Genomic DNA, 15,668 nt, shown 5'->3' with positions numbered 1-15,668 from the left:
ACTATTGGGGAGAAATCAAGCACTTTCTTGTTCTCTCTCCAGGAAAGGACAAACGATGTATCGTATCCTGTTCGTATGCCACGGCAGGATTTGACCGAAAACCGTGGAATGCTTGATATTCCTCAATTTTTTCAAAATTACAGACTGCTTTTACTACCAATTTACTACTGCCACTCAAAATAGTGGAGCTTCGGCACGATACAGCCAGCAAGTCCATAATAGACGAAAGGAGAGGACACTGCCAAGCGGTGCCATCTCCTTTCGTCTATATCTTATGATTAAGCCGAGCTTTATTGAGATAGATGCCGAAATATGGTATAATAATATTAATAAAATCTATGCGGAGGTGAAGATTGTGAGTGTTTCATATAGTAAACTTTGGAAAATGTTAATTGATAAGAAAATGAGTAAAGCAGACTTACGAAAAGCGGCAGGTCTTGCGCCAAATACTATGACCAAATTACGAAGAGATGAAGAAGTGAAACTAAGTATTCTTTGCCGTATTTGTGCCATGCTCCATGTAAACTTTGGAGACATCATTGATTTTGTACCATCTGATGCTGAGAAAGAAAACCGCGATATTATTGCGGAAACAGAGTGAGGCTTAAAAGTATATGACACAAAACTTTTACTGTAACTTTTTGGAGTATCTAAGTCCAAAAGAAAAGTCCGTCTTACTTGGACATATTCAAAAACATAAGATCAGAATTGATGGTTTTCGTACTTTAAAAGATGTTCCTTCTAGGTTGCTTGCGTTACATTTTTCCAAAAATGAGAAAGTACTTTTTGACATATTAAAGGAATGTTATTCTACAACATACGTTGATGAAGAAGATGCAATTAATAATTTTTCGCCGGATTCAGCGGTTACCTGCTTTGCATATTTAATCCAAGTAAACAAAGCAGATGAAACTAAATTGATGTCATTAATGGAAAGCAATCAAATTGAAATACCGACAAAAAATATAGTTATAGCTGATGGGAAAAGTAAAAAGAAATCTGATGAATTCCGAAAAAAATACCTTACAGCGTATAAAGAATTGGAACAGGCAAAAGAGCAACTAAGAGATTTAAACGAAGAAAATCAAAGCCTACGTATAGAATTAGAATCACAAAAGCAGAAGGTAACTTTACTAGAAAAAGATGTGGAACGTAGCGATAAAGAGCACAAAGAAATAGTATCTTCTATGCAGGAAAAAATAGATAAGTTAGAAACAGAATGTAACAGACTGAGCCGTATAACCTATATGCAAAGCAGAAAAATTTTAGTCATTTCTAATTCGCTCCAACAGTCCTTTGCAGGGGTTATGGTATTGCCATATGACCAGATCACGGAATTGAATCACATGGTCGGTGATTATTCTGAAATTTTATATGTACCAAATGATATGCCATTTACAAGTAGAAGATATATTCAAAAGTTAGACTATATTCAAGAAAAACTTCACGTATTCTGTACTCATGCAGAACTAATAGATTATCTGGAAAATGGGAGGTAACGATTATGCCTATTGAATTTAAACATATAGAAATGGTTGGTCGTTTGGCCAAAGATGAAGAAATTAAAGGATTTGAGGACTATGGAAGAACAGCAGTTTTTATTAACAAGCCTGGCGATATTCAATATAAGATAAAATCTCTTTCAACTAAAAACGATGTAGCTGAGGAGCAGTTCACAGGATATATTAGTTCGATTCGTAATTTAGAATTCGTCGATGATCAGTATAGTGCGCCGGAAGATCGTGTAAAGGCTTTTTCTGATTTCTATTCAAAATCCTTATTTGTATTCTCTCATAAGATTGATTCGATGGGGAATGTAAAGGTAGATGTTGCAGATGTACTTACTCGGCCATTGGTGATTGATGAAAATACGAAATTTGTTGCAATTCCTTGTTTTTCTGGGAAAACGCAGTGTGATAAAATCGATGCAAATGGTAGCTGGCCCTTATTTAGAGAATATGATAACTTTGGGGAGTTCTTTCAGCGTTTAGTAGAGAACAAAACAGTTGGACGCATCTATAATTTCCAGATTAATGATGCTACCAGCTTCCCTGAATTTATTGTGTGGAGCGACAGCCGAAAGATGTGTGCAATTGGTCCTATAAAGTCAGCATCTCGCACTGCTATGGACAGTTTAATGATTCAAATTAACATTGAGAATTACTGCGAGATTAATTTGGATGATGAAGATGATGACATACTTGAATATATCGTTCAAAGTCCAAGTAACCCATCTGTTATTCACATTGCTGAGAAAAAATATATTGATATTATTAATAGAATAGCTCAAAAAGTAGAAGAAAATAATGCTGCCCATGTAGCGCAAGAAGCTTTAACTGCAAATTTACCTAAGCAGGAAGAAAGCGATAGCGATCAACAAAATAAAGTTTCTCAAGGTGCACCTGTTGTGCAAGAACCACCGAGTGACGATCTTCGCGAGCTGCCTACTGAAAAGTCTGAGACTGCAATCTTTAAATTTTTCCGCTATCATAGCCAAAAGAATAAGTTGTTCTATTCCCCAAAGGATATAGTTAATTTTCACACAGCAATTAAGACGGGAAATTTAGTTATACTTTCTGGCATGAGTGGAACAGGAAAATCTGCGCTTGTAGATACCTATGCCAAAGCGTTAGGTATTGGTAAAAGCAATGTGTTAATGATCCCAGTTCGTCCTTCTTGGAATGATGATTCCGATCTGCTGGGGTATGTTGACTTAGTTCATATGGTGTATAGACCTAGTGACACAGGGTTTATTAATAAAATTGTTGAAGCATCAAGGCCTGAAAATAAAGATAAACTATACCTTATTTGCTTGGATGAAATGAATCTCGCGCGAGTAGAGCACTACTTTAGCCAGTTCTTATCAATTCTTGAGAGACCTGTTGGCGCGAGAGAACTTGTACTTTATGATGAACAATATGCAAACCAACTTTATAACTCTTCAAAGTACCCGCAGCAGGTTTCAATAGGTGATAATGTAAAATTTGTTGGAACCGTAAATATTGATGAATCTACATATCATTTTTCAGATAAGGTATTAGACCGCGCAAATGTCATTTCATTGGAGGTATTAGATTACTCTCAACCTAATAATTGGAAAGAAGATAAATATCGTGCAGCCAATACCCCAGAGTGGTCAAATGAGGACTTTGGAAAGCTTATTAAGAAAGATGATGCTCAGCTCCAAAATCAGACTAGAATCCGCGAGTTTTTATGGGAAATGCATACGCTTTTGCATGGAACCAATGCAAATTTAGGTGTAGGACCACGTATTGTCAAAAACATTGAGATGTATTTGAGAAATTTACCTGAAGGCGATACAGAGTATGTACTTTCTGAAGCTGAAGGGCTGGACTACCAAGTTGCGCAGAGAATCTTAACGAAGATCAGAGGGCCTGAAGAACAACTCAAAGAATTGTTTCAAACGCAGAAGCAAAAGAATGCATTAATTACGCTTCTTGATAAGTTTGATGATATTTCAAAGTTTGAACGTTGTAGGCAAGCAATTACTCAGAAAGAAAAAGAGTTGAAGGTATATGGATACTGCTTATAATCTGCCATTTCAGGCATATCTTATTGTAAATCCTAATACAAGCGCCCAAAAAATTGATTTTGGTCCATGGGGTGACATACAATTATCCCATGAACCTGAGGAAGATTGTGCTACAATTAAAGAAAATGATGAAATGGATCTGTACTTTAATAGCACAGATAAAGAGGCTCGCCTGTATCTAGATGCACTAGAGTGCTGTCCCTCATCGAATAGGATAATGGTTGATGATGAGGGATTCGTTTACTGCACGCCTGGAGAAGAGGTTATCAAGCTTTATAGAAGTGACTCTAGTTATGATGCGCTTCGGGTTGATGTGCTTCAAATATCTGTAATGTGCGGCTTAAATTCCTACTTTTCATTTCTGAAAATTGCACCAAAGCAATTATCACTTGAAGAGTGGAAAATTATGCGTGATGATCTTGAAACAGAAATTCAAGGATTAGCACAAGATATTGTTAGAAGAAACATTGGATTAGGAGATGAAGTTAAAGGTCTACTTCCACCAGATGACTTGTATGCATTTCTAATCATTAACAAAAATGCTCATGCAATTATGAGTGCCTTGCTAGATATAAAAGATAAGCCGAAATACAAACTAAAAAAAAGATATGAAGAAGTAGACGAATCCAAAAACAGAGAAATTGATACCGAAACAGTAAAGAAATATTTGCAGAGAGGAGCATTAAACCATACACTATTGGTTCCACGGCGTGATATTGTGTATGATATTCAAGAGAACAGGCTACTAAAAAAAATCGTAAAGGCGTACGATGAAAAACTCGCTCACTTTATTGATGTAATATACTCTACTTTAAATTATCGCAAACAGAGGCTTACAAGGTACCCTAAACATAGTTTATATGATGAAAAATATATCCAAGGACTTGAATCTTATTTGGCAACCGCCGAGAAATTAAAGAAAATAACTAATATTATTAAAAGCGCAGAGTGGTTCCAAACGGTGAAAAATCCAGAAGATATGTTTATACCACATTCTTTTGCTGTGGATTCTAGATATGGCAGCCTATATAGAATGTACTTAGAGATGAACAAGCGCAATTTTTCTGTACAACTAGATCCTCAATATTCTTATTCGTGGAAGAAGAGCAGTTCGCTTTATGAAATGTGGTGCTATATTTGTATATGCAGATCCTTTTTGCAGCAATACACAGAAGTGGGGTTGAGGGTTCAAGACATTTTTATGAAAGATCATTTGTTCCCGTTTTTAAAATCAGGAACAAAGATATTGCTGGAGAACAAAGATAGTGCTGTTGAAATTATATATGATTCTGTCCTACCAAAAAAATCCGAGCAAGTGAAGCTTTATGGACATCCTTTATATATTACAGGAAAGCATACTCGTCCTGATATATGTATTAATATGTATTCTAAGAAGTCGGGATGGTATGTTGGATCGTTTATAATAGAATGCAAATATCGAAGTTTGAAGGCATTTTGGTATGGCAATACATGGTCAAGCCGTGAACAAATAAAAGCATATCATAATGATTCTAAATCCCCGCTGTTTTTTAATGGATTTTTGGATCTATTTACCTCAAGTCGGCCAGTACTTCATGTCTTTACTTTTACGCCTGATATTTTTGATGAAAGAGAATATTCTGATGATCAGGTAACCCTCTTGACATTTAGGCCGACGAGAGATAGAGATATAGTTGAGAAAGTATGTGAAAGATTGATCGATGAAGTAAGTAATGCAGTTAAACTTGCAGATCAATTTTACATTAAAATTAATCCGAACCCTTAATTGTAGACGGACACGCGGAAAGGTGAGAAAGTTCTTTCGCTGCCTTTGCCCTTCAGGACGGCAGTAGGTGTAATAGCTTGTCTAAATTTCGGCGCTGTTTTGGTGCGACAGGGGGTGTTGTGGGCATTTTTGACGATAAGGCAAAGTTGGATACAATATTTATATGCCTAAGAAGTATCCCTCCTGTGTGTTGGATTTGAATGAGGGTGAAGCTTAGGCTATCTTCAATTGGTGCTCGGCGAAAGAGGGCGAGGGAAACATTACTTATGCCCAAGTCCTGCAACCCGCCTTTGCCGGAAAGCAGTCGGATTTGGTACGGTTTAGCAAAGAACGGATTAGATCCAATTCCAAAAACGTTTCCTATCTGTTAGGACAGTTGAAAGGTGTCCATCAGAATGAGGAACTTATGTTGTTGGAATACGGTATCATGGCTTACACAGGAATAGATTGGACGCTTAATATGGGCATTCTCCTAAAGCCATATGAATTAGGCATGGTAAACATCAACTTGACACTATTCTTATTGCAGGAAGATGGAAAAACGCTCGTTACTGATATTAGTACATTAAAGCCCACCCTCTCCCCGAAAGACCCGGCGTTCCCGGCGTGGTGGGAGGCCCACAAGGGCGAGTGGGAGCAGTAAGCACAAGAGAATGAACCAATAGCCCGCCCCCCTCTTGCTGACGCGGAGGGGGCATTTTTCGGCCCTTGACGGCCCGGCCAGAAAGGTCTATACTGGCAGTGTGAAAGGCTGCGCGGACATCCCCCACCCAAGGATCACGGTCGGGATCGGCTGAAAGCGGGAACAGTCTTTCATACGGCAGTCCGGCCCCCGGCGTTATGGATGTGGGCGCATAAGTGCAACCGGGAATTGTGTATGGGCTGTGCGTGAGGTCAGTTTCTCCACGGCGAAAAACTGCTTTGCCGTGGAAGTGGAGCCGCAGGCGCGCGGGGACGCCTCCCCTGCCTATGTGCCAGCGGGACAACTCCAAATGTGATAAATATGCCCAAGTTGAGCCGTTGAACGGCAACTAGTTGTCGAATGTGAAACGCTTGTCTTGGCGGACGATGGGCGGCGTCAGCGTTTCCGTGTGATCCGCGGAGTGAGAAGAAACAAGTCCCCTGTTGCCGGTGCGGGCGCTGCCCGCGAGGTCACGGCAATACAGTCGTCATGTGTAAGGAATGGGGAAAGGGGATGTTGCGCCCTTTTCCCGGTAAAATTGAAGAGAACGGGCGCTTGCGCCATAGGTGTGAAAGAGTACAGCTTTTGAAAAGCCGTACTCTTTTTATGCTTAATTTAGAAGATTGTTATTCCAGAGGTCCGCCGCCGGGGGCAGTCCCTACCCACCGACACGACTTCCGCGAAAGGAGGTGACCTGTATGCCCGGTTCCCATTTTCCCCCTGTCCCCGGCAAACTCGGCATACACCCTTTCCCCAGCGCCATCACCTCCGGCGGCGGGACCCTCTGATGTTTCCCACCACGAGGCAGCATGGGCAAAATCAGCGCGGACGGCTTTGAACGCCGTTTCGCTCTGGCCAGCCGACCTCACGGAACATGGAAAGACGAGATCAACCGATTGTTTGAGAAAAGACATGTCAACTCGAGGACATTTGGCGGGTACACAGAATTGGATGAAACGATGTATTACCGGCTCAAAAGCAAGGATGAACAGCCCAAACTGGCCACGGTCATTTCCCTGTGTGTAGGGCTTTCTCTGGACACCCTGACCGCCTATCACCTGATCGCGCTGGCCGGGTATGCCCTGCTCCCGGGAAACCGCCTCCACCTGCTCTATGCCTACTTCATCGAGAATAGCGCGGACTTAGACATCAATGAGTGCAACAAGTTTTTGCAGGACTTTGACTATTGCAAGAAAGGTGAGCTGCTGGGTTCCCGACCGCGGAAATAAAATTTTGAAAATTTCTCTGACTTACCAAGCCGGAAAAAGCCGGGAAAATCGGCGGCTGGAGCAGGCGGCTTTCCGGCAATCCATTGAAATTGCTAAAAAAATCCCTCTGACTTGGCAAGACAAGACATCATCTCATATCCGGGGTATTATAGGGACAACACGAGGCCGAGTGTTGTTCCTATTAACCGAGCAGCCGGAACAGGCTGCTCCGAATTTATGAAATGAGGTATCACAGCTATGTTAAACATCAGAGACCTGCGGATTGACCCCGTCTGCCTGGGGCAGAAGAAGCTGCTTGTGGACATTGTACCCGTGTACGAGTACAAGGACAACAAGCGGACGGATGCGGTTGTGGCGTATCTCTATATCGTCGCCCTGCCCGATCTGCGGCTGGAGAAGCTGGGCGTCAAGATTGACGGCAAGCAGCTCATGGACAAGCCCGACGGCTTCGCGGAAGTGGAGTTTGACGGCCTGGAAGTGAGTGCCTATGAAAGCCAGGGGCACACCCAGATCACGGCGAAAGCCGCTGGCGTGTCGCTGGTGAACACGGGTAAGAAGCCCTGCTAAACAGCGGCGGCGCAACGCTGCTGGAGGGGACAAGATGATTTCCCCCAAGGAAAGCATCCCCCTCCGGCAAGCGGAGCGCCGCCGGGGAAAAGGCTGGGTAAGCATTGCCCAGCCTTTTCCATCGCAAATCGCAATCGCAAAATCAACGCAGAACATGGAGGAACAAAGATGGCGGCATTTGACCCCAATCCAAGAAATGGCAGTTGACCATCAACAATCCCCAAGACTGCGGCCTTGACCGTGACAGATTGCTGGATATTTTAAGCCGGTTTTCTCTGGACTATTTCGCGCTGTGCGACGAGATCGCAACGACCGGCACACCCCATACCCATGTGTTTTTGTACGCGCACTCCAATCTGCGGTTCTCAACCATCCACAACCGCCTCCCTACCGCCCACATCGAAAGGGCGCTGGGAACGGTGCAGCAGAACCGGGATTATCTCGCAAAGGCCGGAAAATGGGCCGATACCCAAAAAGCTGAGACACGGGTGGAGGGCAGCTTCTACGAGTGGGGGACAGTCCCCACCGAGCAGGAAGAACGCTCCCCGGCCATAACGAAGCTACTTCAAAATATCAAGGACGGATGCTCCACCATGGACATCATTGAGGAAACACCGGGCTTTGCGTTCAAAATCAGGGATATTGACACGCTGCGCGAAACGATCATGGCGTCAAAATACCGCAGTCAAAACCGGGATTTAACGGTCTATTATCTCTACGGCGCTTCTGGCGTAGGAAAAACAAGAGGCATATACCAGAAACACCCCGCCGAGGATATATGCCGCATTACCGATTACGGCGGAAAGAACGGAGTCCGCTTTGACGCATACCACAGGCAGACGGTTTTAGTGTTCGAGGAATTTCACTCCCAAATCCCGATTGAAAGTATGCTGAACTATCTGGACATTTACCCGCTGACACTCCCGGCACGGTACAGTGACAAGACGGCCTGTTACACCACGGTCTACATCACTTCAAACATTTCTCTGGAAGAGCAGTACCCGGATATTCAGAGGTACAAGCTGGAAACCTGGCGGGCCTTCCTCCGCCGTATTCATACCGTGATCGAGTACCTCCCGGACAGCTCCAAGGTCACTCACAAGAAAGGGGGATCTCCCTAATGACAAGAAATGATAAAGACACCATTACCAGACGAACAGAAAACTGCCACCTGCTCCGGCGGATGAAAGCGGGGCTTGCGGCGGTCAGGGACACCCCCTACAAGGGTGCACTGCTGGCGGCCTATCTGGTGGGCGCTGTGCTGGTGTGGCTGTTCCGGGGACACCTGTTCATTCTGGACACCTATGGTATGTTCTCCCCCGTCCTGCTGGCACTCATTGATCTGCTGGTGCCCCTGTATGCCGTGGCCGGCCTCCTAGCCATTCTGGTGCTGTTGGGGACGCCCTGGGGCGGCAAAGCGGCGAGAGAGGGCTTGCAGAAGGTGGGCCTTGTCAACCATGCGGGAGAGGCCCCCGTCCTCATAGCCAAACGGCAGGACACGGATAACCACCGGCTGATGGTATGGGAGTTTGACCCCTGCGGCATCCCCCTAGGAGAGTGGGAGGACAAGCAGGCCAAGATTGAAACCGCCCTGAACATCACCATAGCAAAAATGACCTGGGCGGAGGGACGCAAAATCGTCCGTGTCCACGCCGTCCCCGCCGAGAGCGATTTCCCGGCCCTGCTCCCATGGAAAGACGAATACCTGTCCCCGGACAACTTTGTGCTGGTCCTGGGGGAAAGCCTCACTGAGCCTGTGACAGTCAATCTCACGAATATCCCCCATATCCTGCTGGGAGGCTCCACGGGGAGCGGCAAGAGCGTGCTGCTGAAACTCCTGCTCATGCAGGCATACAAAAAGAGGGCCGAGGTCTACATAGCCGATTTCAAGGGCGGCGTGGACTTCCCCAAGATCTGGCGGCAAAATTGCCACATGTGTTTCCGGGAAGATACCTTGCTTTATGTCCTGGGGCAGCTTGTGGCGGTGCTGGAATGCCGCAAGGAGCAGTTGGAGGAAACCGGATGCAAAGACCTGGACGCATACAACGAGGCCATGGAGAACAAACTTCCACGGATCGTGTTCGCCTGTGACGAGGTGGCGGAGATGCTGGACAGGACGGGGGCGGACGGTGAGCGGAAGAAGCTGTTAAGCCAGATTGAGAACAGGCTTGCGACGCTGGCCCGTCTGGGGCGTGCCTTTGGTATTCACCTGATTCTCGCCACCCAGCGCCCAGACGCAAATGTGATACCCGGCCAGATCAGGAGCAACATGGATTTCCGGGTATGCGGCAGGGCGGACAGTATTCTCTCCGGTATCATTTTAGGCAACGGCGACGCCGACGAACAGATACCCAAGGACGCAAGGGGCCGTTTCATCACTGGGGACGGGACTGTGTTTCAAGCCTACCTGTTTGACGAGGGGCGGCTTTAAGACTGGCGGTGTTTCCCATGACAGCACAAGTCCCCATCAAAGACAAGTTTTGCCTGACGATTGAGGAGGCCGCCGATTATTTCAATATTGGCGAAAAGAAGCTTCGGAAAATCGTCGTGGAAAACCTGAGCTCGGATTTTGTCATTCAAAATGGCGTGAAATATTTGATTAAACGGAAACGCTTTGAAGCCTTTTTGGATGAAACATCGGCAATTTAATATCGGAATAATATAGAAACAGAGCCGAAAGCATGGTATAATACATTTGTGTCGTGCCGAGGCTCTTTTCTATGGAAAGGAGCGTAACATGAGCGAGAAAAGACGAGATAATAAAAATCGTATTCTTCGCAACGGAGAGAGCCAACGCAAGGACGGACGATATGCGTTCAAGTACACCGATGCCATGGGCCGGATGCAATTTGTTTATAGCTGGAAACTGGAAAAGACGGACAAGCTCCCCGGGGGGAAACGGGATAGCCTTTCCCTCCGGGAAAAAGAAAAGCAGATTATGCGCGATATGAACGACCAGATTGTCCCCCGTGGCGGGGAGATGACCGTTCTGGAGCTGGTGCAAAAGTATATCCTGCAAAAAACTGGTGTCCGCCCGAATACAGAGTCCGGTTATCAAACGGTTGTCAACATTTTGAAAAAAGAGAAGTTTGGCGGCATGAGGATTGACCGTGTGAAGATTTCAGACGCTAAATGCTGGCTGATACAGTTACAGCAGAACGGACGGAGTTACAGCAGTATTCACTCAATCCGTGGCGTTGTGAGGCCCGCTTTTCAAATGGCGGTGGATGATGATTTGATACGCAAAAATCCGTTTGAGTTCCAGCTTGCAACCGTTATTGTCAATGACAGTGTGACACGGGAGGCCATCACCAGAAAGCAGGAGCGGGCGTTTTTGGAGTTCGTCAAAAACGACAAGCACTTCAAACGCTATTATGAAGGCATTTATATTCTGTTCAAGACGGGCCTTCGTATTTCTGAATTTGTGGGATTGACACTGGCCGACCTAGACATGAAAAACAGGACAATCAATATTGACCACCAGTTACAGCGCACAAGCAAAATGGAGTATGTTATTGAGGCCACCAAGACCACCAGCGGGACAAGGGTATTGCCCATGACAGACGATGTATATGCCTGCTTTGAGGGGATTATTGCTAACCGGCAGACGCCTAAAGTGGAACCGATCATTGGCAGCAAGTGGGGCTTTCTGTACTTGGATAAGAACGGTATGCCGATGGTGGCCCTGCATTGGGAACATTATTTCCAACATATCTGCCAGAAGTACAACGGCATTTACAAGGTGCAGATGCCCAAGGTGACACCCCACGTGTGCCGACACACCTATTGTTCCAACATGGCGAAAAGCGGCATGAACCCCAAGATCCTGCAATATTTGATGGGTCATTCTGATATTGGCGTGACGCTGAACACCTATACACACATTGGCTTTGATGACGCCAAAGAGGCGTTAAAACGGGTGGCAAATGCTGAGTAGTAAAATCGAAAAATGGCCCTCTTTTTACTACTCAATTTACTACTTTTGCGGGAGAAAAAGCGCAAAACTATGCCGGGATATGCCAGGAAGTAAGCTGGGAAACAAAAACAAAAACTTAGGAACTGCAAGGAATATCAACACTTTCAAGGAGTTTTGACAAGTGATTAAAATACTGTTCGTGTGCCACGGCAACATCTGCCGCAGCCCCATGGCGGAATTTATTATGAGGGATCTGGTCACACATGCTGGTCTTGGTGGGAAGTTTCATATTGCCTCTGCCGCCACCAGCAGGGAAGAGCTGGGAAATCCAGTCTATCCTCCTGCCCGGCGCAAGCTGGCGGAACATGGCATCAGCTGTGCCGGCAAGACGGCCCGGCAGCTGACACAGGAAGATTATAGCCAATATGATCTTCTCATTGGCATGGACCGCACCAATCTCCGCAATATGTCCTATATCTTAGGCGGCGACCCAGAGGAAAAACTCCACCTGCTGCTGGAGTTTGCGGGTCGTTCTGGAGAGGGCATCGCGGACCCCTGGTATACAGGCGACTTTGAGAGCACCTTCCGGGACGTTTTAGCTGGCTGTAAGGGGTTATTAGCTCACTTTACCGGTACGAAATAAAACAGAGAGTGGAGCACAACACTCCACCCTCTGTCACTCTTTTCTTAATTAGCCGAAGTAGCGCTTCAGCAGGCCCTCGAAAGCCTTGCCATGGCGAGCCTCGTCGCGGGCCATCTCATGCACGGTGTCGTGGATGGCGTCCAGCCCCAGCTCCTTGGCCTTCTTGGCCAGCTCGAACTTGCCGGCGGTGGCGCCGTTCTCAGCGTCCACACGCATCTCCAGGTTCTTCTTGGTGGAGTCGGTCAGCACCTCGCCCAGCAGCTCGGCAAACTTGGCGGCGTGTTCAGCCTCCTCATAGGCGGCCTTCTCCCAGTACAGGCCGATTTCAGGATACCCCTCCCGATGAGCCACACGGGCCATGGCCAGATACATACCGACCTCAGAGCACTCGCCCTCAAAATTCATACGCAGGCCCTTGATAATCTCCTCGTCCACGCCCTGGGCCACGCCCACAACGTGCTCGGCGGCCCAAGTCTTCTCACCAGCCTGCTCCTTGAACTTCTCGGCAGGAGCCTTACAGATGGGGCAGAATTCAGGGGCAGCGTCGCCCTCGTGGACATAACCGCAAATGGTACAAACAAACTTTTTCATGATCGTGTTTCCTCCTTACTTTTTTTCTGTTTTATACAGTCGGGACAAAGTCCATGCAGGGTGAGCTCATGGCGGTAGACCATCAGCCCATATTGCTGACTGACGGCATGGTCCATCTCACTGTCCAAAGTAAGATGGGGCAAATCGATGACCGCGCCGCAGTATTCGCAAACAAAGTGGCTATGGGGGGTGACAACGGCGTCAAAACGCTCCTGTCCCTGAATGACTCCTACGCTCCGAATATCGCCTCTCTCCTGAAAGAAGATGAGATTGCGGTACACGGTGCCCAGGCTCAGGTCGGGATGGCTGGGTTTCAACTGCTGGTAGATCCACTCGGCGGAGGGATGGCAGCTGGTGCCCTGAATGGCGGCCAGGATGGCCTCTCTCTTTTTACTGTATCGAATGGACCGTTCCATATCCGCCCCCCTAACAATAGTAATTATCGTTTGCTATTTAATCATAACATATGGGACTGAGTTTGTAAAGACCCAGTCCCAAAAATTTTTTATCTCTTATCCTCCCCGCTTTAGCCGGCGCAAAATCTCTGCTTCCACCCGGTCCCCGTACTTCATCCCCAGCAGAAAGAGAGCCAGGCCGCCCAGTCCGATAGGGGCCATAGCCCACAGCGGCAGCCGGAGGGAGGCGCCACCTAATGCGCTGGCGAACAGCAGGCCCCAAGGGCGGGCGCACAGCGCAATGAGCGCGAACCTGCGAAACGGGATCTCTGTCAGGCCTGCCAGGATGCACAGCACATCGTCCGGAAAGAAGGGAAACAGGAAAGCCAGCAGCAGAAAGATATCCGTTTTCGCTCGAATCACGTCCTGGTAGCGGTCTGACAGCCTTCGGCTGACCAGCCGGTCAGCAAAATCTCTGCCCAGCACTCGGGCCAGCCAAAAGACCAGGAGGGAGCCGGCCATCACTGCCCCAAAAGTGAGCCAGAAGGAAGGCCAGGTACCAAAGAGCACACCCCCGGCCGCGGCGCTGATATTGCTGGGAATCGGAGCCAGTACCACTGACAGGAACTGGAGCAGGAAAAAAATCAGGTGTGAATAAGGAGCGAACCGGCGGATATACTCCTGCAGCCCTTCTGCTGAGGTTGCTGCCTGGAAAAAGCCGCTTCGGTACAGGAACAGCCCTCCTCCCAAAAGGAGCAGCAGGGCGAGGACCAGGATCAAACTCTGCTTTTTCTTCTTCATGACGACCGCCTTCTCCTGTGGTTTTCCTCATCCTACCACAGGAAAATTAGGATATCTGGTAGTTTTCCTTAAAAATTGTTAAAATCCTACACCGACCGGATGGAGGTCAGGCTGCCGGCAATTTGCTGGGCTACTGCGGGGTCATTCATGGTATACAGGTGGATACCCTCCACTCCTCCAGCAATGAGATCGGAGATCTGATCAATGGCATAGGCGATGCCAGCCTCCCGCAGGGCAGCCGGATGGTCGCCATACCGGGCTAGGATACGGGTCAGCTTGCTGGGCAGGCTGGCGCCGCACATGGACACCATCCGCTGGATGGAGGACCTGGACAGCACGGGCATGATGCCGGCCTCAATAGGCACATCAATGCCGGCAATCCTGGCCCGCTCCAGGAAACGAAAGAAATCCTCATTGTCAAAGAACAGCTGGCTGACCAGATGCTGGGCCCCGGCATCCACCTTTTCCTTCAGGTGGCGAATATCGCTGACCAGGTCAGGGCTCTCCAGGTGTCCCTCGGGGTAGCAGGCGGCAGACACTCCGAAGTCGCTGTGGGCGCGGATATAGGACACCAGATCGCTGGCGTGGGCAAAGTCTGTCTTGGGCGGGATATCTGGATTCACGTCCCCCCGGAGCGCCAGGATGTTCTCCACCCCTTCGGCCTTCAGCTCCTCCAGCAGCCGGTCCACGTCCTCCCTGCCGGCCGCCACACAAGTCAAGTGGGCCATGGCCGGGATGTGGTACTGGTTTTGGATCAGTCCGGCGATCTCCCGTGTAGACTGGTTCACCTGAGACCCTCCCGCCCCGAAGGTGACGCTAATAAAGTCTGGGTGGATGTCCCGCAGGCCGTCCAACGTCTTGTAGATGCTGTCTACTGGGCTAGTCTTTTTAGGGGGAAACACCTCACAGGAGAAAACCGTGCGCCCCTTCCCAAATAATTCTGCTAACTTCATGGAAATTCTCTTCCTTTCTGTTGATGTGCACTAGGCCAAAACAGAGGGCGTCAGGCTCTCCCGATGGTCCACGTAATATTCCACCACCTGGTGGGAAATGGCCGGATGGGCGTTTACCATAGTCAGGGCCTCCTCTGGAGTGACCCAGACCGCCTGGTCCACCTCCTGGGAGAGGTGGAACTCCTCCCGGTGGACGTTGGCCACAAAGCCGATCATCAGCATATCCTTTTTTCCCAGCCAGTAGGTCCCGGTGAAGTGGAGCCCCCGGACCGCAAGGCCCAGTTCTTCCCCAATCTCCCGGGCCGCGCACTCCTCGGCGCTCTCTCCCGGCTTTATATATCCGGACACCAGCACATAGTGCCGGGTGGAGATATACCCCTGGCGCAGAAGGGCCACATTCCCCTCTTCGTCCACCGCCAGAGCGATGATACAGGTGGAGAATATGTCAAATAGAGGCCGCTTACAGCGGTCGCACCATGGCATCAGCCCCTCGTCCCCGATCTCCTTTTGGACGGCTCTCGTCCCACAGTGTGGGCAGTATTCAAATCGCATGGCGTTTCCCTCTCCGTCTTA

General features: G+C 47.9%; 18 protein-coding genes. 13 read left to right on the top strand and 5 right to left on the bottom strand.

Going from position 1 to position 15,668, the window contains the following annotated elements; all coding sequences use genetic code 11:
• Window positions 1-103 precede the first annotated feature (103 nt).
• The 13 genes from MCG44_RS03245 to MCG44_RS03185 all read left to right on the top strand — a co-directional run bounded on the left by MCG44_RS03245 (window position 104) and on the right by MCG44_RS03185 (window position 12,355).
• Entirely contained in the window at window positions 104-601 is a 498-nt protein-coding gene (locus MCG44_RS03245) for a helix-turn-helix domain-containing protein (RefSeq protein ID WP_240286787.1), read from the top strand.
• Window positions 602-614: 13 nt separating this feature from the next.
• Window positions 615-1,499, top strand: coding sequence for a coiled-coil domain-containing protein (locus MCG44_RS03240; RefSeq protein WP_240286785.1), 885 nt, complete (start codon window positions 615-617; stop codon window positions 1,497-1,499).
• 5 nt (window positions 1,500-1,504) lie between these two features.
• Window positions 1,505-3,553: an McrB family protein gene (locus MCG44_RS03235; RefSeq protein ID WP_240286783.1), complete on the top strand. Its 2,049-nt coding sequence runs from the start codon at window positions 1,505-1,507 to the stop codon at window positions 3,551-3,553.
• Entirely contained in the window at window positions 3,537-5,318 is a 1,782-nt protein-coding gene (locus tag MCG44_RS03230; protein ID WP_240286781.1) for a DUF2357 domain-containing protein, read from the top strand. Before MCG44_RS03235 ends, MCG44_RS03230 begins: the two co-directional genes overlap by 17 nt.
• A 406-nt stretch (window positions 5,319-5,724) precedes the next feature.
• Window positions 5,725-5,961 carry a hypothetical protein gene (locus MCG44_RS03225; protein WP_240286778.1) on the top strand — a complete coding sequence of 79 codons (237 nt, stop codon included), beginning with the start codon at window positions 5,725-5,727 and terminating at the stop codon, window positions 5,959-5,961.
• An 848-nt stretch (window positions 5,962-6,809) separates the two neighbouring features.
• Window positions 6,810-7,229 carry a hypothetical protein gene (locus MCG44_RS03220; RefSeq protein WP_240286777.1) on the top strand — a complete coding sequence of 140 codons (420 nt, stop codon included), beginning with the start codon at window positions 6,810-6,812 and terminating at the stop codon, window positions 7,227-7,229.
• 4 nt (window positions 7,230-7,233) lie between these two features.
• Window positions 7,234-7,449, top strand: coding sequence for a hypothetical protein (locus MCG44_RS03215; protein ID WP_240286775.1), 216 nt, complete (start codon window positions 7,234-7,236; stop codon window positions 7,447-7,449).
• A gap of 17 nt (window positions 7,450-7,466) precedes the next feature.
• The gene (locus MCG44_RS03210; protein ID WP_240286773.1) at window positions 7,467-7,796 is read left to right on the top strand and encodes a hypothetical protein; all 330 of its coding nucleotides are present in this window, start codon (window positions 7,467-7,469) and stop codon (window positions 7,794-7,796) included.
• A 203-nt stretch (window positions 7,797-7,999) separates the two neighbouring features.
• Window positions 8,000-8,917, top strand: a complete 918-nt coding sequence (locus MCG44_RS03205) for a viral replication protein (RefSeq protein ID WP_240286771.1) — start codon at window positions 8,000-8,002, stop codon at window positions 8,915-8,917.
• Window positions 8,917-10,227, top strand: a complete 1,311-nt coding sequence (locus MCG44_RS03200) for an FtsK/SpoIIIE domain-containing protein (protein ID WP_240286769.1) — start codon at window positions 8,917-8,919, stop codon at window positions 10,225-10,227. Before MCG44_RS03205 ends, MCG44_RS03200 begins: the two co-directional genes overlap by 1 nt.
• Window positions 10,228-10,244: 17 nt before the next feature.
• Window positions 10,245-10,445 carry an excisionase gene (locus MCG44_RS03195; RefSeq protein ID WP_240286767.1) on the top strand — a complete coding sequence of 67 codons (201 nt, stop codon included), beginning with the start codon at window positions 10,245-10,247 and terminating at the stop codon, window positions 10,443-10,445.
• An 88-nt stretch (window positions 10,446-10,533) separates the two neighbouring features.
• Window positions 10,534-11,733 (top strand): site-specific integrase, encoded by a 1,200-nt coding sequence (locus MCG44_RS03190; protein ID WP_240286765.1) that lies wholly within the window; start codon window positions 10,534-10,536, stop codon window positions 11,731-11,733.
• Between the two features lie 160 nt (window positions 11,734-11,893).
• Window positions 11,894-12,355 (top strand): low molecular weight protein-tyrosine-phosphatase, encoded by a 462-nt coding sequence (locus MCG44_RS03185; protein WP_240286763.1) that lies wholly within the window; start codon window positions 11,894-11,896, stop codon window positions 12,353-12,355.
• Between the two features lie 48 nt (window positions 12,356-12,403).
• Here MCG44_RS03185 and MCG44_RS03180 read toward each other — a convergent pair whose 3' ends face one another.
• The 5 genes from MCG44_RS03180 to MCG44_RS03160 form a co-directional block, all read right to left on the bottom strand.
• Entirely contained in the window at window positions 12,404-12,946 is a 543-nt protein-coding gene (locus tag MCG44_RS03180) for an NADH peroxidase (RefSeq protein WP_240286761.1), read from the bottom strand.
• The gene (locus MCG44_RS03175) at window positions 12,943-13,362 is read right to left on the bottom strand and encodes a Fur family transcriptional regulator (RefSeq protein WP_147571050.1); all 420 of its coding nucleotides are present in this window, start codon (window positions 13,360-13,362) and stop codon (window positions 12,943-12,945) included. The genes MCG44_RS03180 and MCG44_RS03175 overlap by 4 nt, the downstream gene beginning before the upstream one ends.
• Window positions 13,363-13,458: 96 nt before the next feature.
• Window positions 13,459-14,142 (bottom strand): TVP38/TMEM64 family protein, encoded by a 684-nt coding sequence (locus MCG44_RS03170; RefSeq protein ID WP_147571051.1) that lies wholly within the window; start codon window positions 14,140-14,142, stop codon window positions 13,459-13,461.
• Window positions 14,143-14,228: 86 nt separating this feature from the next.
• Entirely contained in the window at window positions 14,229-15,095 is an 867-nt protein-coding gene (gene metF / locus MCG44_RS03165; RefSeq protein WP_147571052.1) for a methylenetetrahydrofolate reductase [NAD(P)H], read from the bottom strand.
• 30 nt (window positions 15,096-15,125) lie between these two features.
• Entirely contained in the window at window positions 15,126-15,647 is a 522-nt protein-coding gene (locus MCG44_RS03160; protein ID WP_186852238.1) for an NAD(+) diphosphatase, read from the bottom strand.
• Window positions 15,648-15,668 lie beyond the last annotated feature (21 nt).

The sequence above is a fragment of the Lawsonibacter sp. OA9 genome (genome assembly GCF_022440585.1).
Note: the sequence above shows the minus strand (reverse complement) of the source record. Positions and strands in the feature narration are given on the sequence as shown.

Bases quoted from the DNA above. Each gene is read 5' to 3' on its own strand.
- MCG44_RS03240 (WP_240286785.1), top strand. From the start codon at position 615: ATGACACAAAACTTTTACTGTAACTTTTTGGAGTATCTAAGTCCAAAA.
- MCG44_RS03235 (WP_240286783.1), top strand. From the start codon at position 1,505: ATGCCTATTGAATTTAAACATATAGAAATGGTTGGTCGTTTGGCCAAA.
- MCG44_RS03230 (WP_240286781.1), top strand. From the start codon at position 3,537: ATGGATACTGCTTATAATCTGCCATTTCAGGCATATCTTATTGTAAAT.
- MCG44_RS03225 (WP_240286778.1), top strand. From the start codon at position 5,725: ATGTTGTTGGAATACGGTATCATGGCTTACACAGGAATAGATTGGACG.
- MCG44_RS03220 (WP_240286777.1), top strand. From the start codon at position 6,810: ATGGGCAAAATCAGCGCGGACGGCTTTGAACGCCGTTTCGCTCTGGCC.
- MCG44_RS03210 (WP_240286773.1), top strand. From the start codon at position 7,467: ATGTTAAACATCAGAGACCTGCGGATTGACCCCGTCTGCCTGGGGCAG.
- MCG44_RS03200 (WP_240286769.1), top strand. From the start codon at position 8,917: ATGACAAGAAATGATAAAGACACCATTACCAGACGAACAGAAAACTGC.
- MCG44_RS03195 (WP_240286767.1), top strand. From the start codon at position 10,245: ATGACAGCACAAGTCCCCATCAAAGACAAGTTTTGCCTGACGATTGAG.
- MCG44_RS03190 (WP_240286765.1), top strand. From the start codon at position 10,534: ATGAGCGAGAAAAGACGAGATAATAAAAATCGTATTCTTCGCAACGGA.
- MCG44_RS03180 (WP_240286761.1), bottom strand. From the start codon at position 12,946: ATGAAAAAGTTTGTTTGTACCATTTGCGGTTATGTCCACGAGGGCGAC.
- MCG44_RS03175 (WP_147571050.1), bottom strand. From the start codon at position 13,362: ATGGAACGGTCCATTCGATACAGTAAAAAGAGAGAGGCCATCCTGGCC.
- MCG44_RS03170 (WP_147571051.1), bottom strand. From the start codon at position 14,142: ATGAAGAAGAAAAAGCAGAGTTTGATCCTGGTCCTCGCCCTGCTGCTC.
- metF (WP_147571052.1), bottom strand. From the start codon at position 15,095: ATGAAGTTAGCAGAATTATTTGGGAAGGGGCGCACGGTTTTCTCCTGT.
- MCG44_RS03160 (WP_186852238.1), bottom strand. From the start codon at position 15,647: ATGCGATTTGAATACTGCCCACACTGTGGGACGAGAGCCGTCCAAAAG.